This is a genomic window from Bradyrhizobium sp. HKCCYLS2038 (genome assembly GCF_051167655.1).
GTDB lineage: Bacteria > Pseudomonadota > Alphaproteobacteria > Rhizobiales > Xanthobacteraceae > Bradyrhizobium.
Map to the genome: position 1 here is coordinate 1679695 of NZ_JBNPTM010000001.1, position 18539 is coordinate 1698233.

General features: G+C 66.5%; 16 protein-coding genes. 11 read left to right on the plus strand and 5 right to left on the minus strand.

What is annotated here, in order from left to right; translation table 11 throughout:
- The first annotated feature begins 37 nt into the window (after positions 1-37).
- The 10 genes from ACQR1I_RS07260 to ACQR1I_RS07305 all read left to right on the plus strand — a co-directional run bounded on the left by ACQR1I_RS07260 (position 38) and on the right by ACQR1I_RS07305 (position 13740).
- Complete coding sequence (locus tag ACQR1I_RS07260) at positions 38-1270, plus strand: cytochrome P450 (protein ID WP_434868961.1); 1233 nt, start codon at positions 38-40, stop codon at positions 1268-1270.
- Between the two features lie 174 nt (positions 1271-1444).
- Entirely contained in the window at positions 1445-5242 is a 3798-nt protein-coding gene (locus ACQR1I_RS07265) for an AsmA family protein (RefSeq protein ID WP_434868960.1), read from the plus strand.
- Positions 5243-5273: 31 nt separating this feature from the next.
- Positions 5274-6215 (plus strand): LysR family transcriptional regulator, encoded by a 942-nt coding sequence (locus ACQR1I_RS07270; protein ID WP_434868959.1) that lies wholly within the window; start codon positions 5274-5276, stop codon positions 6213-6215.
- Between the two features lie 123 nt (positions 6216-6338).
- Positions 6339-7220: a shikimate dehydrogenase gene (locus ACQR1I_RS07275; RefSeq protein WP_434868958.1), complete on the plus strand. Its 882-nt coding sequence runs from the start codon at positions 6339-6341 to the stop codon at positions 7218-7220.
- Positions 7221-7299: 79 nt separating this feature from the next.
- Positions 7300-8439 carry an ABC transporter substrate-binding protein gene (locus tag ACQR1I_RS07280; RefSeq protein ID WP_434868957.1) on the plus strand — a complete coding sequence of 380 codons (1140 nt, stop codon included), beginning with the start codon at positions 7300-7302 and terminating at the stop codon, positions 8437-8439.
- A gap of 73 nt (positions 8440-8512) precedes the next feature.
- On the plus strand, positions 8513-9388 hold the full coding sequence (locus ACQR1I_RS07285; protein WP_434868956.1) for a branched-chain amino acid ABC transporter permease: 876 nt from the start codon (positions 8513-8515) through the stop codon (positions 9386-9388).
- Positions 9385-10383: a branched-chain amino acid ABC transporter permease gene (locus ACQR1I_RS07290; RefSeq protein WP_434868955.1), complete on the plus strand. Its 999-nt coding sequence runs from the start codon at positions 9385-9387 to the stop codon at positions 10381-10383. The genes ACQR1I_RS07285 and ACQR1I_RS07290 overlap by 4 nt, the downstream gene beginning before the upstream one ends.
- Entirely contained in the window at positions 10380-11123 is a 744-nt protein-coding gene (locus ACQR1I_RS07295) for an ABC transporter ATP-binding protein (protein WP_434868954.1), read from the plus strand. Before ACQR1I_RS07290 ends, ACQR1I_RS07295 begins: the two co-directional genes overlap by 4 nt.
- Before the next feature lie 11 nt (positions 11124-11134).
- Positions 11135-11872, plus strand: coding sequence for an ABC transporter ATP-binding protein (locus tag ACQR1I_RS07300; protein WP_434868953.1), 738 nt, complete (start codon positions 11135-11137; stop codon positions 11870-11872).
- Complete coding sequence (locus ACQR1I_RS07305) at positions 11869-13740, plus strand: bifunctional sugar phosphate isomerase/epimerase/4-hydroxyphenylpyruvate dioxygenase family protein (protein WP_434868952.1); 1872 nt, start codon at positions 11869-11871, stop codon at positions 13738-13740. The genes ACQR1I_RS07300 and ACQR1I_RS07305 overlap by 4 nt, the downstream gene beginning before the upstream one ends.
- Position 13741: 1 nt before the next feature.
- Here the strand turns inward: ACQR1I_RS07305 and ACQR1I_RS07310 are convergent, their stop codons facing one another.
- Positions 13742-14665 carry a LysR family transcriptional regulator gene (locus ACQR1I_RS07310; RefSeq protein WP_434868951.1) on the minus strand — a complete coding sequence of 308 codons (924 nt, stop codon included), beginning with the start codon at positions 14663-14665 and terminating at the stop codon, positions 13742-13744.
- Between the two features lie 89 nt (positions 14666-14754).
- Here ACQR1I_RS07310 and ACQR1I_RS07315 point away from each other — a divergent pair, with 89 nt between their 5' ends.
- Positions 14755-15543: an NAD(P)H-dependent oxidoreductase gene (locus ACQR1I_RS07315; RefSeq protein ID WP_434868950.1), complete on the plus strand. Its 789-nt coding sequence runs from the start codon at positions 14755-14757 to the stop codon at positions 15541-15543.
- A 17-nt stretch (positions 15544-15560) separates the two neighbouring features.
- Here the strand turns inward: ACQR1I_RS07315 and feoB are convergent, their stop codons facing one another.
- The 4 genes from feoB to ACQR1I_RS07335 form a co-directional block, all read right to left on the minus strand.
- A complete protein-coding gene (gene feoB / locus ACQR1I_RS07320) occupies positions 15561-17438 on the minus strand; it encodes a ferrous iron transporter B (RefSeq protein ID WP_434868949.1) in 1878 nt (625 codons plus the stop codon).
- Between the two features lie 20 nt (positions 17439-17458).
- Complete coding sequence (locus tag ACQR1I_RS07325) at positions 17459-17734, minus strand: FeoA family protein (protein ID WP_434868948.1); 276 nt, start codon at positions 17732-17734, stop codon at positions 17459-17461.
- Positions 17735-17841: 107 nt separating this feature from the next.
- Positions 17842-18129 carry a ribbon-helix-helix domain-containing protein gene (locus ACQR1I_RS07330; RefSeq protein ID WP_434868947.1) on the minus strand — a complete coding sequence of 96 codons (288 nt, stop codon included), beginning with the start codon at positions 18127-18129 and terminating at the stop codon, positions 17842-17844.
- Positions 18129-18314, minus strand: a complete 186-nt coding sequence (locus ACQR1I_RS07335) for a DUF4169 family protein (protein ID WP_434868946.1) — start codon at positions 18312-18314, stop codon at positions 18129-18131. The genes ACQR1I_RS07330 and ACQR1I_RS07335 overlap by 1 nt, the downstream gene beginning before the upstream one ends.
- Positions 18315-18539 lie beyond the last annotated feature (225 nt).

Genomic DNA, 18539 nt, shown 5'->3' on the forward strand with positions numbered 1-18539 from the left:
CGTGAGCTAATCCGGCCAGATCTGGGAGAGAGACCACATGAACGAGCATGTCCAGGCTGCCAAGGCCGCGCCGCTGTTCAATCCGCTGTCGCCGGAGTTCATCCGCAATCCCTATCCGTTCTATCAGCAGCTGCGCGACAACGATCCCGTGCATGTGACGCCGTTCGGCTCATTCCTCGCCAGCCGGCACGCGGAGTCGAGCCTCGTGCTGCGCGACAAGCGCTTCGGCAAGGATTTTGTCGCCCGCTCGATCCGCCGCTATGGCCCGGAGATCATGAACGAGCCGATCTTCCGCAGCATGAGCCATTGGATGCTGCAGCAGGATCCGCCGGATCACACGCGCTTGCGCGGCCTCGTGGTGAAGGCCTTCACGGCGCGCCGGGTCGAGGACATGCGGCCGCGGATCCAGGCGATCGTCGACCGCGCGCTCGACGAGATCATCCCGCGCGGCAAGATGGACCTGATCGAGGACTTCGCCTTCAAGCTGCCGGTCACGGTGATCTGCGACATGCTCGGCATTCCCGAAGAGTATCGCGAGGCGTTCTACAAGAGCTCGCGCGAGAGCGGCCGGCTGCTCGATCCGGTGCCGCTGTCGAAGGCGGAGATCGCCGAGGGCAATGCCGGCAACACGGTCTCCACGGCGTATTTCCAGCATCTGTTCGAGCTGCGCCGCAAGCAGCCCGGCGACGACCTGACGACGCAGCTCCTGCAGGCGGAGGAGGACGGCGCGAAGCTCTCGCACGAGGAGCTGACCGCCAACATCATCCTGCTGTTCGGCGCCGGTCACGAGACCACAGTCAACCTGATCGGCAACGGGCTGTTGGCGCTGTATCGCAATCCCGACCAGCTGGCGCTGTTGAAGGCGCGCCCCGAGCTGATCACCAATGCGATCGAGGAATTCCTCCGCTACGATTCCTCGGTGCAACTGACCGGGCGGGTGGCGCTCGAGGACATCGAGGATCTCGGCGGCCGCCGGATCCCGGCGGGCGAGACCGTACTGTGCCTGCTGGGGTCGGCCAACCGCGATCCGGCGGTCTATCCGGATCATCCGGAGCAGCTCGACATCACCCGGGCGAACGTCAAGCCGCTGTCGTTCGGTGGCGGCATCCACCATTGCCTGGGCGCGCAGCTCGCCCGCATCGAGGCCGAGGTGGCGATCGGAACCCTGCTGCGGCGGCTGCCGGAGCTGAAGCTCGACGATCCCGACAACCCGGAGTGGCGGCCGACCTTCGTGCTGCGCGGCCTCAAGCGGCTGCCGGCGCACTGGTAACCATCTTCGTTAACGGAGTTGTTGTGCAACGCCCCCGGAAAGACCGACAGCGCTGTGACTTCGCCATACTTAATCCTATATGATGCAGCGCTCCGGTATCGACGTCCGTGGGGCCGCGCCCGCATGGGCTGAAGGTTTTGGGACGCCGGAGCGTTGTCCTTTGAGGGAGACCCCGTGCAGACGACCCTGCTCGGCCTGGCGATTGCCTTCATCCTTGCGCTCCTTGCTGCGCTGATCGGCCCGTATTTCGTCGACTGGAACCAGTTCCGGCCGCAGTTCGAGGCCGAGGCGAGCAAGATCATTGGCGTGCCCGTGCGGGTCGCCGGTGCGCTGGACGCACGGCTGCTGCCGACCCCCACGCTGCGGCTGCGCCAGGTCACCTTTGGCGGCGCCAACGATCTCGGCAAGCTGCGCGCCGACAAGCTCGACCTTGAGCTCAGCCTCGGCGATCTGATGCGTGGCGAGTGGCGGGCCAACGAGCTCACGGTCGGCGGCATGGCCGCCGATTTCGGCCTCGACGCCAAGGGCCAGGTCGACCTGCCGGCCGCCTCGGGCCGCTTCGACCTCGCGTCGCTGGCGATCGACCGGCTCAATCTGACCGGCCGGGTCGCGCTGCACGACGCGGCCAGCCGTTCGACGCTCGAACTGACCGACATCGTTTTTTCCGGCGACGTCCGCTCGCTCGCCGGCTCGCTGCGCGGCGACGGCGCCGTGTCGATCCGCGGCGGCCGCTACCCGTTCCGGGTGTCCTCGAGCCAGGACAAGGACTCCAGCGGCCTGCGTGTTCATCTCAATGTCGACCCGGGCGAGCGTCCGGTCGTGGCCGATCTCGAGGGGCTGATCAGTTTCGCCAGCCGGGCGCCGCGCTTCGATGGCGCGTTCACGCTGTCGTCGCCGCCCAAGGAGCAGGGCGACGGCAGGGACAAGGCCGCGCCGGATCAAGCCGGTAGCAAGACCGCTGCGGCCAAAGCTCCTTCCGACAAGGCTCCTGCTGCCAAGGCCACCGCGACGTTGCCGGCCGGCGCCACGCCGTGGCGGATCGCCGCCAAGGTCGGCGGCGATCCGACCGCTGCCAAGCTCGACCAGATCGAGGTGACGTTCGGCGAGGAGGAGCGGTCGCTGAAATTCGCCGGCAGCGGCGACATCAAGTTCGGCGCTGCCCCGATGCTGCGCGCCTCGCTCTCCGCGCGGCAGCTCGATGCCGACAAGCTGCTGTCGGGCGGGGACCTCAAGGACCGGCGCGCGATGGCGCCCGCGCGTGTGCTGCCGGCGCTGCGCAATTGGATCGCCCAACTGCCGACCCTGCCGGTGCCGGCCAGCGTGCAGTTCTCGACCGAGCAGATCATGCTCTCGGGACGGCCGGTGCAGAATTTCACTGCCAACCTGCACAATGAGACCACCGCGTGGAGCCTCGAGAAGGTGGATCTGCGCGCGCCCGGCTCGACGCATCTGACGTTCCGGACCATCGGCATCTCGACCTCGGTCACATCAGGCTTCACCGGCGCGCTCGATCTCGACTCCTCGGAGCCGGATGCGCTCGTCGCCTGGTTGCAGGGCCGTAGCGACACCAGCTATCGGACCCAGCGCCCGCTGCGTCTGCGCGGCGACCTCAACGTGGCGCCGGAGCGGGTCGCGATCAACGGCCTCAAGGCTGACATCGACGGCGGCTCGGTCGACGGCCGCGTCGCCCTGATCAACCGTCCCACTGGAGGCGGCACGCGTTTCGAGGCCGTGCTGAAGGGTGACCGTCTCGATCTCGATGCGGCGATGGCCATGACGCGGTCGCTGGTCGGCGTCACCGGCGAGTGGCCGGCGGAAGCCAGCGTCGCGCTCGATGTCGGCCGCGCCAAACTGAGCGGCCAGGAACTGACCCCGCTCACCACGCGCTTCTCCTACGATCCGAAGACAATTGCCGTCGATCAGTTGAAGTTCGGCCAGAGCGGCGGTGTGACGAGTGAAGGCTCCGGGCGCTTCGACCGGACTGACGCGACCGGACGCCTGGTCGTCACGTCGCTGGCCGGCTCGCTGAAGGAGATCACCGCGCTGGTGCAGCCGTTGGCGCCGCAGATCTCAGCGCGGTTCGACGCGCTCGGCACGCCCGCGGGCGCGGCACGGCTGAAGCTGACCTTGGATCTGGCCAAGGACCCCGGCAATGCCGACCGCAGCCAGGCGAAAGCCGTGCTCGATCTCGACGCCCCGCAACTGAAAGGCTCCGCGACGCTGATCGCAAAACCGTCGGCGGCGGCGCTGCGCAGCTTCGAGGTGGATGCGATCGATCGCACCGAGCTCAGCGTCGAAAGTCGGGTTTCGGCCGAGCAGGGCAACGTCGTGATGGCGTTGCTCGGGCTCGATCGCGTCGCGGCCGTTGGCAATGGCCCGGCCGAGTTCCAGTCGAGCGTGACCGGCAGCTGGCGGACGCCGCTGCGCGTGAACGCGAAACTGTCGGGCGCAGGACTCGATGGCGAAGCTCAGGGCACGGTCGAGCCCTGGGGCGATGCCACCAAGGCCAATGTCAATCTGCGTCTGCGCACAGCCAATCTGGCACCGCTGCTGGGATTGAAGCCGCAGGATACGGCGGCACAGAACATCCGCCTGTTCGGGCGGCTTGCACTCGCCGCCAACCGGGTGACGCTCGAGGACATCGACAGCACGATCGGCGGCTCGCGGCTGCGGGGCCGGCTGGCGATGAACCTCGACGACGACAAGCAGGTCGACGGCGAACTCGGGTTGGACACGATCGATGTCCCGCAGATCTTCTCGGTGCTGATCGGGTCAGCCGGGCGCGAGCAGGCCGAGCCGCTGGGGGCAGGCCTGCTGAAGGGCTGGCGCGGCCGCGTCGCGTTCCAGTCGCTCAACGGCGCCGTGATGAATGGGACTGACCTGCGTCCGTTCGGCGGAGCGATCAAGAGCGACGGTCAGTCGCTGACTATCGAAAACCTCAAGGGCAAGCTCGGCGGCGGCGAGGTGACGGCCACCGTCGAGGCGCGGCCCAATGCCAATGGCCTGGTGCTGAACGGCCGCGTCGAGCTCTCCGGCATCGATGGTGGCGCGTTGCGCTATCGCGGCCTCAAGATGCCGGCCGGCAGGGTGTCGGCGCAGATGACGCTGGCCGCCGAGGGGCGCAGCGTGCAGGGGCTGGTCAATGCGCTCTCGGGCAATGGCACCGTGACGCTCGACAATGCATCGATCCCCAATCTCGATCCGCGCGCGTTCGACGCGGCCTTGCGTGCCGCCGATGCAGGACAGCTCGGCGACGACGGCAAGCTCCGGCAGGTGGTCGAGCCGGCGCTGGCCTCCGGCAGCCTGCCGGTGGCCTCGGCACAGATCCCCTTCATCATCCGCGATGGCCGCTTGCGCGTCGGCGCCACCACGCTGGAGTCGCAAGGCGCGCGCACGATCGTGTCCGGCGGCTTCGACATTCCCGCCGATCAGGCCGACATCCGCGCCAGCCTCAGCTCGAACACGGTCGGCAATGCCAACAGCCGTCCGGAGCTGCAGTTGTTCGTGGTCGGTACGCCGGACGCGCTGACGCGGGCGCTGGACGTCACGTCGCTGTCGTCGTGGCTCGCGGTCCGCGCGATCGATCGCGAGACGCGGCGCCTGGATGCGATCGCGCGCGGCGAGCCGCCGCCGGTCTACCCGTCGTCGACGGCGTCATTGCCGGGCGGTGCCGATGCCAATGCGGCCGTGCCCGGCAACGTTGAGGTGCCGTTGCCCGGGCGCGACCCGCGGCGTGATCCGCGCGCCAGGCTCGGCGGCCCGCGCGCGGCCGTGCCGCCGCTCACCGCGCCGCTGTCGGCTCCGGCCGCTGCGCCGCCGGCGGCGGCCGTTCCGCCTGTTGCCGCAAGCCAGTCTCAGGTCGCGCCGCTGCCGCCGCCGGTGGAGATCAAGCCGGCGCCGGGCGCCCTGCCGCCGCGACCCAGGCCCATGCCGCGGCCGCCGGTGGTGTTGACGCCGCCGGGCAATCCGTGACGGCCGCGCGCGTCGGGGAGGGGCCGCGCCGATGATGACGTTGCGACAGGTCGAGGTGATCCGCGCGGTCATGGTGACCGGCACCATCAACGGCGCTGCGCGGCTCCTGAAGGTGTCGGCGCCCGGCGTCAGCCGTCTCGTGAAGTACACCGAGCGCTCGCTCGGCATCCGCTTCTTCCAGCGCCAGAACGGCCGCTACTTCCCGACCCCCGAGGCGCAGAACATCTTCGAGCAGATCAACAGCGTCTACGAGAAGGTCGACGACCTCAGCTACATCATCTCCAACATCGGCCGCGGCGCGCTGTCGGAATTACGCGTCGGCTCGGTGCCGAGCATTTCGCAGGTCATGGTACCGCGCGCGATCGAGCGCGTCCGCCGCCGCTATCCCGACCTGGGCATCGACATCAACATCCTCAAGATCGAGGAGGCGATCGACTATCTGATGCTGGGCAAGGGCGAGTGCGTGGCGATGAGCTACCGGCTCGACCATTCCGGACTCGAGTTCATGCCGCTGGCCTCGGGCGAGCTGTTCTGCATCGTGCCTGAAGGTCACGAACTGGCGGGTCGCAAGCAGGTCTCGGCCGCGGAGATGACGCGCTATCCCCTGATCGGCATCGATCCGAACGATCCCTACGGCCGGATCATGGCCGAGATCTTCGCGCGCAACAAACTGAGCTACAACATCTCGATCAAGGCGCGCTTCGGCACCACGGTGTGTGCGCTGGTGAAGGCCGGGCTCGGCATTGCCGTCATCGACCAGTTCACGGTGGCCCATGGCGGCTATCCCGGCATCGAGCTGATCAAGATTGCCGAGCCGACGCGTTTCGACACCTACATCGCCGTCAAGCGCGATACGCCATTGTCGCTCTATGCCGAGCACTTCATCGATTGCCTGCGCGCCGAGATGCGCGCGCTGGAGCCGGGCCGCCGTCAAGTGGCAAAGCCGGTCAAGGCGGCTGCCGGTAAAAAGTAACATGATGTTAGGTTCGGCGGATATTTGGGTAATTGTGTTAGCTGGCGAACGCGCTATCGTCCACAGCGACATTCATCGCTCGTGCGGCGATCGCGCGAAGCGGCAGCAGAGACTGAAGCGAACGTGCCTGATCTTTCCGCGCTCAAAGCCCGCAAATTCCTGACCGGCTTGATCGGTGCGCCGATCGCGCATTCGGCTTCTCCCGCAATGCACGAATACGCCGCGGCGGCGCTCGGCGTGCGGTGCCATTACCAGCTGATCGAGGTCGCAGGCGCCGACCGGGCCGGCCTGACGGTGCTGCTCGAGGGCGTGCGCCGGCTGGGCTTCTCCGGCGTCAACGTGACCTATCCCTACAAGGAAGCCGTGGTCGAGCTGCTCGACGAACTCGCGCCGAAGGCGGCGGCGATGGGCGCCGTCAATACCGTCGTGGTTCGCGATGGCCGGCTGATTGGCCACAACACCGATACGACCGGCTTCGAACGCGCTGCAGCGCCGCTGGTCAGCCAGACCGGTCGCGGCGTCGTGGCGCTGATCGGGACGGGCGGGGTCGGCAAGGCCATTGCCTTCGCACTTGCGAACCTCGGCGTCGCAGCCTTGCGCATCTACGACACCGAGCGGTCGCGCGCCGAGAAGCTCGCCAGCCTGCTGCCGGCCGGCACGACGGTGACGGTCGCCGACAGCGTCGAAGCGGCGCTGCAGGGGGCCGTCGGTGTCGTCAACGGCACGCCGATTGGGATGCTGCCGAACCGCGGTACGCCGGTGCCGGATCATCTGCTGCGGGCCGATCTCTGGGTCGCCGACGCGGTCTATTCACCGCTGTGGACGCCGCTGCTGAAGGCCGCCAAAGCCAGGGGCGCGCAGGTCCTGCTCGGCCGCGAGCTTGCGATCTATCAGGCCGCGGATGCCTTCGAGCTGTTCACCGGTCTTGCGCCGTCGACCGAAGCGATGGGCGCGGCCTTCGACAATCACATGGCGGAGAGATATCGGGCGGTTGACGCCGCCTGAGCCGACGGCCAATACGCGCCGGAACAAGTCGTTCAAGCAAGAAACGCAAACAAGCGTTTTAATCAGAGGAGGAAACAACGTGAGATCGATCATCCTGGCTGGCCTTTGCTCGGCCGTACTGATGTCCGGAGCCGCCTACGCGCAGTCCGGCGCCCCCATCAAGATCGCCAACGTCGCCGAGCTCTCGGGCGGCGGCGCCACCGTCGGCACCAACTGGAAGAACGGCATCGATCTCGCCGTCGAGGAGATCAACGCCAAGGGCGGCATCCTCGGCCGCAAGATCGAGGTCAGCCACGCCGACTCGCAGTCGAACCCCGGCGTCGCCCGCGCCCAGGTGCAGAAGGCGCTCGACGGCGAGCCCTACGTGCTGCTCGGGCCGGGCTATTCCGGCTCGGTGAAGGTGACGGCGCCGCTGGCGGCCGAAGCCGGCATCACGCAGATCATGGGCGGAGAAGCGGCCGAGCTGACGCAGGCCGGCAACAAGTTCCTGTTCCGCACCTCGTTCGGCCAGCAGTCCTCGATGCCGAAGGTGGCGAAGTACATCAACGACGAACTCAAGGCGAAGTCGGTCGCGGTGGTCTGGGTCAACAACGATTTCGGCCGCGGCGGACGCGACGTCATCACCAAGGAGTTCAACCGCCTCGGCATCAAGGTCGCGGCCGACCTTTCGACCGAAGCCGGCCAGGCGGACTTCGCCGCCGACGTCAGCAAGATCAAGGCGGCGGCTCCCGACGCGGTCTTCATCTACGTCAACGAGGAAGAGAGCGCGCGCATCCTCAAGGAGATCAAGCGCCAGGGCGTGACCGCGCCGCTGATCGGCGAGACCACGCTGGTCGGCCAGAAGGTCATCGAGCTCGCCGGCGACGCCGCCAACGGCGCTCGCGGCCATGTCGGCCTTACGACCGACGCGCCGGTCGAGGCCATCAAGGCGTTCCGCGACCGCTTCGTGAAGAAGTACAACTACGTGCCCGATCACAACGGCCTGAAGGGCTATCTTGCGATCTACATGGTCAAGGCCACCACCGAGAAAATGGGCAAGGTCGACTCCAAGGCGTTCGCTGACACCTTGCACGGCCTGACCATCAAGACCTCGGCCGAGCCGAACATCCTGATGGATGTCACCTTCGACCAGAACGGCGACATCGACCGCCAGGGCTTCCTGGTCGAGGTCGTCGAAGGCAAGCAGGTCGTCAAGCAGGTGCTGCCGAAGCTGAACTGAGGACAACGGTCGATCGGCGGTGCTGGGAGGGGATGCCCGGCGCCGCCATCACCCAAGGGCTCACGGGGAAACCATGTCCAATCTGCTCGACCTGATCGTGGCGGGATTAGCCACCGGCGCCATCTACGCGCTCGTTGCCGTCGGCTTCACGCTGCTGTGGCAGACCTCGCAGACCATCAACTTCGCTCAAGGCGAGTTCGTGATGCTGCCGGCCTTCCTGATGCTCGCCGTCATGCATGTCGGCGCGCCGTTCTGGCTCGCGGTGCTCGTCGGCATCCTGCTGTCGGCACTGTTGCTCGGTCTCGGCTTCAAGATGCTGCTGGTCGATCCGATGCTGCGGCATGGCGTGCTGCCGCTGGCGATCGCGACCATGGCGCTGGCGATCGGCATCAAGGAGGCGGTGAAGCAGTTCTTCAGCGCCGAGGCCTCGCCGTTCCCCTCGATCGTTCCGGTGGGTGACGTCTCCATCCTGGGACGTGCGATTTCGCTGCAGAGCCTCGGCGTCCTCGCCGTGGCCATTCTGGCGGTCGTCGGCCTCACCATGCTCCTGAACCGCACCTCGCTCGGCCATCAGATGCAGGCGGCGGCGCAGAATCCGACGGTGGCGCGCATCATCGGCGTGCCGGTCGAGCGCATGATCCTTCTGACCTTCCTGATCAACGCCGTGCTGGTCGCGCTGGCGTCGCTGCTGATCACGCCGATCTATCTCGCCAAGTTCTCGAGTGGCGAGGTGCTCGGACAGGCCGCCTTCATCGCCGCGATCGTCGGCGGCTTCAACCAGGTGCGCGGCGCGATCGCCGGCGGTCTCCTGATCGGCATCGTCGACAATCTCGCCGCTGCCTATGTCTCGACCCAGTACCGCGCAGCGGTTCCGATGCTGCTGTTGATCCTGATGATCCTGTTCCGGCCGCAGGGCCTGCTCGGACGAGCCGAGGAGCGCACGGTATGAGCAAGCACAGCAGACTGCTCCTCGCTGCCCTGGCCGTCGTGGTCATCGCAGGCCTGATCATCATCCCGATGAACTTCAACCGCTACGGCCTGTACATCCTGAGCCAGTGGGCAGTGATGACCATCGCGGCGATGGGGCTGAACCTGACGCTCGGCTATGCCGGGCAGGTGTCGCTGGCACAGGGCGCCTTCGTCGGCATCGGCGCCTATGGCGCCGCCATCCTGACGGCCCATGGCTGGCCGCTGATCGCGGCACTCGGGCTCGTGATCGTAATCTGCTTCGCCGTCGGCTGGCTGCTCGGCTATCCGGCGCTGCGCGTGCAGCATCACTATCTCGCCTTCGTCACGCTCGCCTTCTCGACGCTGATGTTCCTGGTGTTCCGCAACGAGAGCTGGCTGACCAACGGCATCTACGGCATCAGCAACATCCCGCGTCCCGAGATCTACGGCTTTTCGTTCCGCAAGCCGCTGCCGTTCTACTACCTCTGCCTCGGCTCGCTCGCGCTCGTCACGCTCGCGATGTGGTGGCTGATCCGCTCGCCCTGGGGCCGCGCCTTCATGGCGCTGCGCGAGAACCCGATCCGCGCGCAGTCGCTCGGCATCGATACGCGCCGCTATACGCTGATGGCGTTCGCGATCGGCTCGGTGCTCGGCGGCATCGCCGGCGTGCTCTATGCGCCGCTGACGCAATATGTCGATCCCGTGCCGTTCAACCTGCAGCTCTCGCTCGATCTGCTGATGATGGTGATCGTCGGCGGTTCCGGCTTCATGTTCGGACCCTTCCTCGGCGCCATGATCGCAGTGCTGCTGCCGGAGTGGCTGCGCTTCGCCGAAGGCTACTACCTGATGCTCTATGCCGTGGCGGTCATTCTGCTGCTGATCTATTCGCCGACCGGCATCCTCGGCATTCTCGACCGCTATCTCAGCTCGCGTCGGACCCAGGCGGCGTCTGCATTGCGCGCGGCGGCTCAATCCAAGCTGGAGGCGGCACAATGACCGCGGTCCTCGACGTTCGCGACGTCAAGAAGAGCTTTGGCGGCATCACCGCCGTGGACGGCGTCAGCTTCGACGTGCAGGAGGGCGAGATCCTCGGCCTGATCGGCCCCAACGGCTGCGGCAAGTCGACTCTCTTCAACTGCATCCTCGGCCAGCTGGTGCCGAGCGCCGGCGAGGTCAGGGTCGACGGCAAGCTCGTCACCGGCCAACGGCCGTCGGAGCTCAATCGCCTCGGCGTCAGTCGCACCTTCCAGCTGCTGCAGGTGTTTCCCAAGCTGTCGGTGCGCGACAATCTCATCCTGGCCGGCCAGGAGCATCGCGGCAGCATGCTGTCGCGCCTGCTCGGTCCGTCGGATGCGGGTCTCACCGCGACCGCCGATCAGATGATCGGATTCTTCAAGCTGGAGCATCTTGCCAACGAACCGGCCGGTGGCCTGTCCTACGGTCAGCAGAAGCTGCTCGATGCCGCGATGGCGTTCATGGGCGGGCCGCGGCTGGTGCTGCTCGACGAGCCCGCCGGCGGCGTCAACCCGACCATGCTTGGCGATCTCAAGGAGCGCCTGATCGCGATCAACCGCGAGCGCCGCGCCACCTTCGTCGTCATCGAGCACAACATGGAGTTCGTCATGTCCCTGTGCTCGCGCGTGATGGTGATGGCGGAAGGCAAGGTGCTGGCGATCGGCAAGCCCGACGAGATCAGGGCCAATCCGGCCGTGATCGAAGCCTATCTCGGACATTGACGGAGGCGGCCGTGAGCGAACCCATTCTCGACGTCCAGAACCTCGTCGGCGGCTACGGCAAGATGACGATCCTCAACGGCACCACCTTCTCGGTGCCGAAGGGATCGATCACCACGGTGATCGGACCGAACGGCGCCGGCAAGTCGACCGTGTTCAAGGCGATCTTCGGCCTCCTGAAGCTGCGTGAAGGCAAGGTGGTCTTCAAGGGCCGCGACGTGACCGGTCTCAGCCAACGCGCGCTGCTCGGCGCCGGCATCTGCTACATCCCGCAGGGGCGCAACATTTTTGGCGAGCTGTCGGTGCGCCATAACATCGAGCTGGGCGGCGTGGCCGCGCCGGCCAACATCGATCTGCCGGCCCGCGTCGAGTCCGCCCTCGACGTGTTCCCGGTGCTGCGCAAGAAGGCGGACCGACAGGCCTCGACATTGTCGGGTGGCGAGCAGAAGCAGCTCGAGATCGCGCGTGGGCTGCTGCTCGAGCCGCAGCTCGTGCTGATCGACGAGCCCTCGATCGGCCTGTCGCCCTTGATGGTGCAGCAGACCTTCGACATGCTGAAGCAGCTGCGCGACAAAGGCGTGTCGGTGCTGCTGATCGAGCAGAACGCGCGCTCGGCGCTGGAGATCTCCGACTACGGCATCGTGCTCGAGCTCGGCCGTACCCGGATCATCGACAGGGCCGATCGCGTGCTGGCGGATCCGCGGGTCGGACAGTTGTTTCTTGGCGGCGCGATGGAGGAGACGGCGGCATGAACCAGCGCTCGATCGCAACGGTCTCCATCTCAGGCGCACTCGACGAGAAGCTCAAGGCGATCGCCGCCGCTGGCTTCGAGATGGTCGAGATCTTCGAGAACGATCTCGTCGCGTTCGGAATGCGGCCGCGCGAGATCGGGCAGATGTGCCGCGATCTGGGCCTCTCGATCTGCGCCTATCAGCCGTTCCGTGATTTCGAGGGCATGCCGGAGCCGCAGCGCGCGCGCAACTTCATTCGCGCCGAGCGCAAATTCGACCTGATGCAGGAGCTGGGCACCGATCTGCTGCTGATCTGCAGCAGCGTGTCGCCGCTCTCGCTCGGCGGCATCGACCGGGCCGCCGCCGATTTTCACGAGCTGGGCGAGCGCGCCGCAAAACGCGGCCTGCGCGTCGGCTACGAGGCGCTCGCCTGGGGACGCCACGTGCACGACTACCGCGATGCCTGGGAGATCGTGCGCCGCGCCGATCACAAGGCGATCGGCGTCATCCTCGACAGTTTTCACGCGCTGGCGCCGGCGCTGCCGACCAATGCGATCCGCGCCATTCCCGCCGACAAGATCTTCCTGGTGCAGCTTGCCGACGCGCCGAAGCTGGAGCTCGACGTGCTGTCCTGGAGCCGGCACTTCCGCAGCTTCCCGGGGCAGGGCGATCTGCCGGTCGGCGAGTTCATGGAGGCCGTCGCCGCGACCGGCTATTCCGGACCGCTGTCGCTCGAAATCTTCAACGACCAGTTCCGCGCCGGCTCGGCGCCGCGCACGGCCGTCGACGGCATGCGTTCGCTGCTGTTGCTGCAGGATGATCTCGCCGGAAAGATGCCGGCCGCGGCGGAGCCGCGCTTCGAACCTCGCGTCAAGAGCCACGGCATCGGCTTCGTCGAATTTGCGGTCAGTGCCGACAAGGCGGAGTCTCTCGCGGCACTGTTCGGCCAGCTTGGCTTCCGCAACACCGGGCGGCACCGCAGCAAGGCGGTCCAGCGCTGGTCGCAGGGCAAAATCGAGCTGGTGATCAATTGCGAGCCGGCGAGCTTTGCGCATTCGCATTACGTCACGCATGGGCCCGGCGTCTGCGCCTTGGCACTGGATGTCGACAGCGCCGCGCGCGCCATGGCGCGGGCACAGTCCTTGAGGACACGCACCTTCACGCAGCCGGTCGGGCCGGGCGAACTGGAGATTCCGGCGATCCATGGTGTCGGCGGCAGCCTGCTGTATTTCCTCGACACCCACGGCCGGCACTGGGACGTCGACTTCGAGGCGGTCGCCAGCGACAAGACGACTGATCGGCTGTTGGCCGTCGATCACATCGCGCAGTCGATGCCGCATGAAGAGATGCTGTCCTGGCTGCTGTTCTATGCCGGGATCATCGACTTCTCGCGCCTGCCGCAGATGGAGATCGCCGACCCCAGAGGTCTCGTGCAGAGCCAGGCGATCGTCAACGGCGACCGCAGCCTGCGCTTCATCCTCAACGGTTCGACCGCGACGCGGACGCTGTCGTCGCGCTTCATCTCGGAGTTCTTCGGCTCGGGCGTCCAGCACATCGCCTTCGCCTGCGACGACATCTTTGCGGCGGTGGCCGAGATGCGCGCCCGTGGCGCCGGCTTCCTCGACATTCCCGACAACTACTACGACGATCTCGAAGCCAAATACGATCTGGCGCCCGAGACGATCACAGCGCTCCGCGCGAACGAGATCCTGTACGACCGCGACGGCGACGCCGAGTTCTTCCAGGTCTACACCCACATCTTCGAGGAGCGCTTCTTCTTCGAGATCGTGCAGCGTCGCAACTACCAGGGCTTCGGCGCCCCGAACGCCGCGATCCGCTTGGCGGCGCAGGCGCGCGAGGTGCGGCCGGACGCGATGCCGAGGCTGTAGCTCACGGCTCCGGCCGGATCCCCGGCAGGCGCGTGATCGTCTCGGCCAGATAGTCGATCAGCAGCCGCACGCGGGCGATGCCGGCGCGCTCGGGCACGATCAGCATGTTCAGCGGCGTCGATGGCAGGCGGTGGTCGGGCAGGATCACCGTCAACCTGCCGGCCGCGATGAGGTCGTCGACCAGCCAGGCATGGCTGCCGCCGATGCCGCGCCCGGCCAGCACGGCCTCACGAACCGCAAGGCCGTGATTGGTGCGGAAACAGCCTCTGAACGGCACCTCATGGCGCGCTCCATCCGGTCCGATGACGGCGAGCACCTCGCTGCCGGCGACATTGGTCATGCGGATGCCGTCATGGCCGACCAGCTCCTGCGGCGCCCGCGGCGTGCCGCGCCTGGCGAGATAGTCCGGGGAGGCGACCAGCAGACGGTGCGAGTAGCCGAGCGACTGCAGCTTCAGCGAGCTGTCGGTAAGCGGGGCGAGACGCAGCGCGATGTCGACGCCGTCGCGCACGAGATCGATGCGCTCGTCGGTCAGGTTGAGATCGATCGCGATGTCCGGATAACGATCCTGGAAGGCGAACACGAGCCGGGTGATGTGCAGGATGCCGAACGCGGCCGTGCAGGAGATGCGGATCGTGCCGGCGGCGGCGCCACGCGTGCCCCGAGCTTCGTCGCCGGCCTGCTCGATCAGCCGCAGGATCTGGACGCAGTGGGCATAGTAGCGGCTGCCCTCGTCGGTCAGGGTCACGCGCCGCGTGGTCCGGCTGAGGAGCGGCACGCCGATGGTGTCCTCCAGCTCCTGCAGGTGGCGCGAGACGGTGGATTGGCCGACGCCGAGCTCGCGCGCCACGGCCGAGAGGCTGCCGCGTTCGGCGACCCGGACGAAGCTGCGCATATGCGCGATGCTGACTTCAGATTTATCCATAAAACGGCAGAATATTATCGATATAGGCTGTATAGCGGATAGGTGAGGCGCCGTCTATGTCATGGCCATCCGGTCAAAGGAACTCAGCCATGAATGTCCTCTTCGTCTTCGCCCATCCCGAACCCCGCTCCCTGAACGGTGCCCTCCGCGACGTTGCCGTCGCCGAACTCGAGGCCCAGGGGCATCAGGTCAGGGTCTCCGACCTCTACGCCATGGGTTGGAAGCCGGCCGCCGACCGCGACGACTTTCCACAGCTGCCGCCGGACGCGCGCCTCAACGTCGCCACCGCATCGGGCGACGCCTTCAAGACCCAGACGCTCACCGCCGATGTCCGGGCCGAGCAGGACAAGCTGCTGTGGGCCGATGCTGTGATCCTGCAGTTTCCGCTGTGGTGGTTCACGATGCCGGCGATCCTGAAGGGCTGGGTCGATCGGGTCTATTCCTACGGGTTCACCTATGGCGTCGGCGAGCACAGCGACAAACGCTGGGGCAACCGCTACGGCGAAGGTGTGTTCGCTGGTAAGCGGGCGATGCTTGTGGTGACGACGGGTGGCTGGGAGGAGCACTATTCCGAGCGCGGCATCAATGGCCCGATCGACGACCTCCTGTTTCCGATCAACCACGGCATCCTGTTCTATCCCGGCTTCGACGTGCTGCCGGCCTTCGTGGCGCACAAGGCGAGCCGGCTGGACGATGCTGGCTTTGCCACGATTGCCGAGCGGCTGCGCGCGAGGATGCGGACGCTGTTCACGGATCAGCCGATCCCATACCGCCGGCAGAACCACGGTGACTATCTGATCCCGTCGATGCAGCTGCGGCCCGGGCTTGGCACGACCGATGTGCGCGGCTTTGCGCTGCATGTCGAGGCATCGCGCTGACGCGAATCGGGCGCGGTTCAGCCCGCGCCCATCGCGACCGCGATGTGGTAGGTCGCATACGCCGCCGCATAGGCGAGCGCGAACATGTAGACGAACGTCACGGCCATCCAGCGCCAGCTGCCGGTCTCGCGGCGGATCACGGCAAGCGTCGAGGCGCATTGCGGGGCGAAGATGTACCAGGCGAGCAGTGCCAGCGCCGTGGCGAGGCTCCATCTGCTTGCCAGCACCTGGCCGATCTGCTCGGCCGCCTCCTTGCCGCCTTCGATCGCATAGACGGTGCCGAGCGCTGCGACCGCGACTTCGCGGGCGGCCATGCCGGGGACCAGCGCCACCGCGATCTGCCAGTTGAAGCCGACCGGGGAGAGCAGGGGGGCGATGGCCTGGCCGATCATCGCCGCCAGGCTGTAGTTGATCGCCGGCTCCGTGGCGCCCACCGGCGGCTGCGGGAACGACGCCAGGAACCAGATCAGCACCATCATCGCGAAGATCGTGGTGCCGGCGCGCTGCAGGAACATTTTTGCCCGGGTGTAGACGCCGATCGCGATGCTGCGCAGCCGCGGCATCTTGTAGTCGGGCAGCTCGAGCATGAACGGCGCCGGCTGGTAGTCGCGCATCAGGAAGAACTTGACCAGGAACGACACCAGCAGCGCGCTGACGATGCCGGCCCCGTAGAGCCCGAACATCACCAGGCCCTGCAGGTTGACCAGGCCCCAGACCTTGGTCGGCGGGATGAAGGCCGAGATGATCAGGGTGTAGACCGGGATGCGCGCCGAGCAGGTCATCAGCGGCGCGATCAGGATGGTGGTGAGCCGGTCGCGCCGATTGTCGATCACCCGCGTCGCCATGATGCCGGGAATGGCGCAGGCGAAGCTGGAGAGCAGTGGGATGAAGGCGCGGCCATGCAGCCCGGCACCGCCCATGATGCGGTCCATCAGGAACGCCGCACGCGCCATGTAGCCGAAATCTTCCAAGAGCAGGATGAACAGGAAGATGATGATGATCTGCGGCAGGAACACGATGACGCTGCCGACGCCGGAGATCACGCCATTCTGCAGGAAGCTCTGCAGCAGGCCTTCAGGCAGCTGGTCGTGCACGAGCTGGCCGAGCGCGTCGAACGACGCCGACAGCACCTGCATCAGCGGCTGCGCCCAGGCGAACACCCCCTGGAACATGACGAACAGGATCGCCAGCAGGATGAACAGGCCGCCGACGGGATGCAGCGCGACCGCGTCGATCCTGGCCGTCCAGGTGTCCGGCCGCTCGGGCAGGCTGACAGTGGCGGCGATGATGCGGTCGGCCTCGCGCTGGGTGGCGCGCAGCTCAGGCACGGTGAGCGGGCGCCAGGTGTTGGCCCGCTCGCCCGTAGCCGCGGTCGCCTGCGCCAGCAGGCGATCGGTCAACTGCAGCAGGTCGTCGGTGCCGCCCTTGCGGACCGCGATCGAGGTCACGACCGGGACGCCGAGCGCCTGCGACAGGGCGGCGACGTCCACCGTCACGCCGCGCCGCTTGGCGATGTCGAACATGTTGAGAACGAGCGCCAGCGGCCGGCCGGTGCTCTTGAGCTCCAGCAACAGGCGAATCGTCAATCTCAGGTTGGTGGAATCGGCGACGCACAACACCAGGTCGGGGAGGACCTCGCCGGTGGCGCGTCCCAGCACGAAATCCCGGGTGATTTCCTCGTCCGGGCTGCGGCCGCGCAGCGAATAGGTTCCGGGCAGATCGACCAGCGAAACCTGACGACCCTGCGGGGTGACGAAGCCTCCCTCTTTGCGTTCCACCGTGACGCCGGGATAATTCGCGACCTTCTGCCGGCTTCCCGTCAGCGCATTGAACAGCGAGGTCTTGCCGCTGTTGGGCGTACCCACCAGGGCCAGATGCAGCAGAGGGCTTTCCATGGCAACGCTTCCCGCGCGGCTCATGCCACGATGACGGCCATGGCCTCACGCCGGCGGACCGCGACGGTGATGTTGTCGACACGGACGGCAATCGGGTCGCGCCCGACGATCCCTTCATGCAGGATCTCGACCCGGGCTCCTTCGACGAAGCCGAGTTCGATCAGCCGGCTCTCCAGCTCGACGTCCGGCAGCGACGATGCCGTGCCGCCAGCCGCGAGATGCTGAATCGTTCCGGTATAGCCCCGCCGGGCCAAGCCGAGCGGCAGGGGCGGCCGCGTATCGCAGATTTCGCTCATAGCCTGTATTTTCAATCGCGTGCCAAGAGGTCAAGCGCGGCATGGGACATGCCGCGGCTTCTTAGAGCGATTTTAAACAGACCGAGCGGGCCGCCCTCTGATCTGCCTCAAGGAGCCACGGCGGCTGCCGAGTGCCGGCTGTCCACCGTCGCCTTCGGTTCGAGGCCCGAGGAGGCCACGGCGCGGTTCTTGAAGTGGTCGAGAACGAACAGACGGATCGCCGAGGACAGGTTGCCCTGCTGGCGATTGTTGTCGATCTCCCCGACCAGCTCCGACAGGGTCATATTACGGAGACCCGAAATTTCCTTCATTCCGTTCCAGAACGCTTCTTCGAGGCTGACGCTGGTCTTGTGACCTGCGACCACGATAGAACGTTTTACGACGGGCGACTTCATCACGCGTCCTCGCCATTGATACGATGTTGATCGAGTAAATCATTCGCGCGCTTGTCGCGTTGTGCGTCAGTTGCGCGTTCGGACTTCGTCCTGCCATGGCGAGCACGGTTGCTTTCGGCGACCTTCGCTGCCTGTTCGTGCTCTACGCGCTTTCTAAAACGCTTCAAGTTGATGATGTCCCCCATGCTCGCTCCGATCTATCAAGCCATCGAATGTCGCGGTGAGAGCGAACGCGTTGTGCAGATCAGCCTCGGCTTTCTCCAGACAATCACGTCATCGCTCCCTGTTAGTTCAATAGCCATTCGCTTCATCGCGAGCGGGGTTCGTATTCATCAAACGCAGCAGAACTTGTAGTCGAGAGTATCCTTTAGGGGTTAACGGCGAGAATTGCATCACCCCCCGTAGTACTA